The sequence below is a fragment of the Streptomyces sp. genome, assembly GCF_036566765.1.
GTDB lineage: Bacteria > Actinomycetota > Actinomycetes > Streptomycetales > Streptomycetaceae > Streptomyces.
On record NZ_DATCVQ010000250.1, the window covers coordinates 1 to 4,995 of the forward strand.

8 protein-coding genes are annotated in these 4,995 nt (G+C 67.7%); all 8 read right to left on the reverse strand.

Features of this window, described 5'->3' with window-relative positions:
* Nucleotides 1-673 (reverse strand): HNH endonuclease (locus VIU94_RS14210; RefSeq protein WP_331911340.1); only part of this gene is annotated, 673 nt, incomplete at its 3' end.
* A gap of 328 nt (nt 674-1,001) precedes the next feature.
* Nucleotides 1,002-1,274 (reverse strand): hypothetical protein, encoded by a 273-nt coding sequence (locus tag VIU94_RS14215; RefSeq protein ID WP_414720950.1) that lies wholly within the window; start codon nt 1,272-1,274, stop codon nt 1,002-1,004.
* Nucleotides 1,271-1,474, reverse strand: coding sequence for a hypothetical protein (locus VIU94_RS14220; RefSeq protein WP_331911342.1), 204 nt, complete (start codon nt 1,472-1,474; stop codon nt 1,271-1,273). Before VIU94_RS14220 ends, VIU94_RS14215 begins: the two co-directional genes overlap by 4 nt.
* Before the next feature lie 46 nt (nt 1,475-1,520).
* Entirely contained in the window at nt 1,521-1,778 is a 258-nt protein-coding gene (locus tag VIU94_RS14225) for a DUF7352 domain-containing protein (RefSeq protein ID WP_331911344.1), read from the reverse strand.
* Entirely contained in the window at nt 1,775-2,641 is an 867-nt protein-coding gene (locus VIU94_RS14230; protein ID WP_331911346.1) for an NAD-dependent epimerase/dehydratase family protein, read from the reverse strand. Before VIU94_RS14230 ends, VIU94_RS14225 begins: the two co-directional genes overlap by 4 nt.
* A complete protein-coding gene (locus tag VIU94_RS14235; RefSeq protein ID WP_331911348.1) occupies nt 2,641-3,237 on the reverse strand; it encodes a class I SAM-dependent methyltransferase in 597 nt (198 codons plus the stop codon). Before VIU94_RS14235 ends, VIU94_RS14230 begins: the two co-directional genes overlap by 1 nt.
* Nucleotides 3,234-3,944 (reverse strand): hypothetical protein, encoded by a 711-nt coding sequence (locus tag VIU94_RS14240; RefSeq protein WP_331911350.1) that lies wholly within the window; start codon nt 3,942-3,944, stop codon nt 3,234-3,236. The genes VIU94_RS14235 and VIU94_RS14240 overlap by 4 nt, the downstream gene beginning before the upstream one ends.
* Before the next feature lie 12 nt (nt 3,945-3,956).
* Nucleotides 3,957-4,995: hypothetical protein (locus VIU94_RS14245; protein WP_331911352.1), on the reverse strand; the 1,039-nt coding region annotated here is incomplete at its 5' end.

Genomic DNA, 4,995 nt, shown 5'->3' on the forward strand with positions numbered 1-4,995 from the left:
GCCCATCCGACTGATCATGCTTGCGGCTGTTGCACCCGAGGTGCGCCGCCTGGACGTTGGCCATCGAGTGCTCGCCACCCTTAGCCAAAGGCACTCGGTGATCGACTGATGGGCTCATGGGGTCTGGCCACGCCACGCCGGGGTCGATGGGGAGTCGGCACAGCTGGCACACCCACCCGTCGCGCTCGTACACCTCGCGCGGGGCGAAGGACTCGACCGTGGCGACCAGGACCCGCATCCGCCGGCGCGCGTCAATCGCAGCAGCCGCAGCCGGGTAGCGCTGTCGCCAGTGACCGTTCTTCTCCCGATACGCCTTGGCGTACTCCATCTCGCGAAGCCTGCATCCGCCGCCGTCAGTCTCCCTGTACTTGCGCATGTACTCGCGCATGCGATTCGCCTTGGCCTGCTTCACACACTCGGGCTTGCCGCACTGTGTGCGGCGCGTCGCGGCCATGGGGCTGTCGCAGTACAGGCAGGGGCGAGTCTGCTGCTTCACCCGGGTCTGCGCCTTGCGCTCCCGTTCTCGCTGATTGCGTGCTTCGGCCCGGCCGTCCTGCTCTTCGCGTTGGCTCCGAGCGCGCTGCTTGCATTGCGGCGAGCAGTAGGTGGGGAGCGGCCCGCCCTTGCGTCCGCCTCGTTCGATGACTCCGGCGCACACTAGGCAGGTCTTCATCTCCCCATTATCCCAGGTCAGTTGATGAGTCCTGGGTGGTTCTCCTGTGGCCTTGCTCTCGGTGGCAGGTCGTGCGCGATGGCGGCTGCCTCTCGGCCGGTCTTCTTCGCGTGATGCCAGGAGCACAAGGCTTGGAGGTTGTCCGGGCTGTGGTCGTCGACGCCTCGGGCTGCGCCGATCTTATGGTCAACTTCGTTGGCCGGCTCGCCGCAGGTGCCGCCGGTGTCGAGCCGCCACTGGCAGCGGTGACCATCGCGTTTCAGGATGCGTACACGAATACGCGCCCACCCCTTGGGGAGTGGCGCCGAGCGGCGCCCCTTGCTGGGCATCAGTGCCCGCCCTTGGCCTGGCGTGCAGCCTCTTCGCCTGGGGCGTGCCCTGGCCTCGCGCCGGTAGCTCTCTGGTGCAAGTTGCTGCAAAGCCCCTTCACCACACCGGGGCTGACGTACTTGCCGAGTTCCACGACGCATCGGTCGAAGTCGCCCGACACGCCCCATTGGATCTTGGCCGCGCCTTCGCCCTCAGCCCAGTAGCGCATCAGACGCTGGGTGGCGGCGGCATCTTTGGGGCTGGCTTCTCGCCCTGCGACCATGGCGTTCACGCTCCTTCGGCGTGGTCTTCTTCTGGCGGGTCGATGCGTTGGATGCTCGCCCCTTGTCCGGACGGGATGGCGAGGCAGACGCCTTCGGCGTCGGCGAGGACGGCCCAACTGCCTTGGATGGTGAGGGTGATGTCGTCGCCATCGATGAGGACGTCGTCGCGCTTCTGCCCGCGCGGATGGATGACGAGGTAGGCAGGCATCGTCTACTCCTCGGGGCTGCGTTCGGTGTGGCTGCTGACCGCCCAGTCAGGGTGTTTCGATCAGGTGCCAGACGAGTTGTCCGCCGGGCGCGATGACCGTGCCCCGATACTTGGTGCCGTCGGGGATGGGATGGCCGGTGCCGTAGACGCGGAAGCTGCGGGCGGGGAGATCATCGCGGCGCCACGCCCAGAACTCGACGACATGCGGGTCTCGGCAGTCGACGTGTAGCGGCGTGCTGCATCCGCTGATCTCGTGCCAGCGGTCGTCGACGGGCACCTCGAAGCGGAAGATCTGGCCGCTCATACGGCCATCGCCCGCCGCACGCCCTCTTCGAGGGTCACGGTGGGCACAAAGTGGTTGAGCATCCGCGAGGGGTCGCTGACGCGGTGGTGGACGCCTTGCGGGGCGTCGGTGCGGTGTTTCAGCTGCGGCCGGTATCCGGCGGCCGTGCACACGATGCGGGCGAGTTCGTCGAACGAGGTCGCTCTGCCCCAGCCGAGGTTGACGGGGCCGGTGACGTCGGCGTCGAGGAGCGCGAGGGTGGCGCCGACGAGGTCGTCGATGTGGATCCAGTCGCGGGTGCTGCTGCCGTCGCCCCAGATCTCGAACGGGTCCTGCCGCTCGCGCGCCCGGCGGATGAACGCGGGGAATGGGTACGCCTCGTCCTGGTCCTCGCCATATCCGGAGAACGGGCGCGGAATGAGGATGCGGCAGCCTTCGGCTTCGGCGTAGGTGGCGAGCTTCTCCCCCGTCAGCTTCGCCCAGCCATACGATGCGTCGGGTTCTTCCATGTACTGGAGGTTGATGTCCTCTTCGTACAGGCGCCGCACGTCGCCGGGCTGCTGAAGCGCGACCGGGTAGGCCGCAGACGAGCTGAAGTACACGGCGCGCGGGGTGCCGGTGCGGACGAGCCACCGCATGTACCAGGCGTCCAATGCCAGGTTGGTGCCAACGCCGAGCGGGCTGCCGTCGATGCTGGCCCGGCCTCCGACGATCGCCGCCGCGTGGATAGCGAGGTCGAAGCGGGTGTCGTTGGTGCGGAAGAAGTCGAGGGCGTCGTCGCCGTCGGCGAGTTCAACGCAGGTGATCTCGTAGCCGCGTTCGTCGAGCGCCCGGTGCAGGTGGCGGCCGACGAAGCCGCCCGATCCGCTGAGCAGGACGCGCATCAGCCGCCCGCCTTGACGGCCTTGTAGACGCCCCAGGGCAGCTGCGCGTCGACCGGCTTGAGGCCGATCCGGTTGCAGGCGTCGTCGTGGGCTTCCTGGCTCCACGTGGTGACGTCGAGCCACACCTGGCCTTCGACCGGGTCGTCGCTGACGGGCCAGTCGAGGATGAGGATGCCGCCGAGCTTGACGGCTTGCCGGAGTTCGGCGAGGAGATCGAGGCAGTCGGCGTAACTGTGGTGGATAAGGACGGCCAGCGCGACGACGGCATCCGCCTTCTTGCCGAGCTGCCCGTACAGGCCGTGGCCGGGGTTGAGGAGGGTGGGCATGTCGGGGTCGTGCTGGTGGAGCCGGTCGAGCATGTTCTGGGAGGCGTCGACGGCGGTCACCTCGTAGCCGAGCTTGCGGAGCGGGATGGCGACGCGCCCGTCACCGCACCCGAAGTCGACGACCTTGCAGCCGTCGGGGAGGACGGTGCCGAGGAGTGCGGCCTGGTTGCGGCCGGAGTTCCAGTAGGCGCCTTCGTCGATGCCGCGGGTGGGGTGGATTGCGGCGGCGTCGGCCTGGTCCCAGGCGTCGATGATGTCGGCGGCGGTCACGAGGCCTCCTCGACGAGCTTCCGGAGCTTGGCCAGGTCGGCTTCGAGGCCGCCGTTGTCGCGGTAGTCGTAGTAGGCGGCGGCGTCTGCCGAGGCCCGCTCCGAGCTGTTGCAGTCCTCGTAGACCGCGTCGACGCTCGCCTTGCCCGCGGCGGGGTGTAGGTGCTCGATGACCATGTCGTCGAGATAGGTGATCCGACCCATGCCGCGGCCCCAGTCGACCCAGCAAAGGTCGACGCACAGATGCACCATGGCGCTCGGGGCCATGTAGCCGAGCGTCGTCACGATGTCGGAGGTCATCGCTACCGCGGTCGCCATGGCTTCGCCCTGCAGCAGGTCGTTGCCGTAGACGATGCCGGGCCCGCCGGACAGGCAGATGCGAATGCGCTCATCCCACGGCGTCTCTGCGGGGCGGGGCCGGTGGTCGTCGCCCATGAACGCGAGGAACCGGTAGTCGCCCGCGTTCTTCACCGCGGCCTGGTTAAGGGTGCCGACGAGACGCTTCCGCGCCCAGAACACGAACCGCACCCGGCCGTCATCCGCCAGCGCCTTCGCCTGCTGCTTGTAGCCGGCGAGCTGAGGATCGTCTTTGTCGACGCAGAACAGCACGTCGGCGGTCGCCCCGGTGTCGTCCCACGCGGTCATGATCTCGGGGATCGCGTTGGGTCGGCCGCGGGTGGGGATGATGACGAGCAGGTCGTCTGCCATGGCGCGGGCTCCTTACGCGGGTTCGACGATCATCCAGGCGACGGTGCTGGTGTCGGTGCCGCTGGAGCTAGTGATGGTGAAATTGGTTCCGGCTGTGCGCGCGGAGACCCGCAGCCATCCCTCGGTTCCTGCGGTATCGCCTTGGCCGGTCAGGAAGATGCGGCTGTTGGCAGTGACGGCGGTGGTGGCAACGGTGACTGTTCCTGCTGCCAGGGTCGCGAGGCCCATCTTGGCGTTGGAGCCTTCGGCGACCATGAGGCCGCGTCCAGCAGTGCCGATGCGCAGATCGGATGTGGACAGGCTGAGCCTGTTGGCGATGTCGCGGGTCAGCGTGACGTCGGTGGCTGTGCCGCTGCCCCACGTCTGGGTGCCCGCCGCGTTGACGGAGTAGCGGGAGCTGGTGTCCGAGCCGACGCGGGTTGAGAAGGCGAAGTCGCCGGTCGCACTGCCTTTCATGGCGAACGCGGCGGGCGAGCCGGAGCCTCCGATGTTCACCTGTGTTGCGGCCGGGAGGGAGATGCTGCCGCCGGACGCGTTCTGCACTTTGGTGACGTCGGAGATGTAGCCCTGGACGGTGGAACTGGACAGGACCCGGTTGCCCCAGTCGAGGACGGCGACGGATCCGACGGGCTTGATCGCCCAGTCGGGGTTGTTGGTGAGCCCGTCGTAGCCGAATTGGGTGCCGATGACGGTGATGGCGCCGCCGGTGACGGAGATGTGCGGGTAGGTGTTGTTGGTCTGCTGGCTGTTGGAGTGGAACATGCAGCCGATCACGCTGACGGCGCCGCCGTTTTGTACGACGAGCCCGGCCTGCTTGTGCCGGTCTATGCCGCAGTTGGCGAGGGTGACCTGGTTGACGTTGTCGCAGACGACGCCGTTGCTCTCGGAGGACCAGATGTCGCAGTTGGATAGGTGTTCGACCCAGCCGCCGATGTAGATGCCGTTGGCTCCGGACAGGCCGATGAGGACGGTGTCGAGGCCTGCGTCTGCGCCGTTGAGGGTGATCCCGTTGTTCGCGGACCGCATGATCCAGGTGCGGTTGGCTTTGACG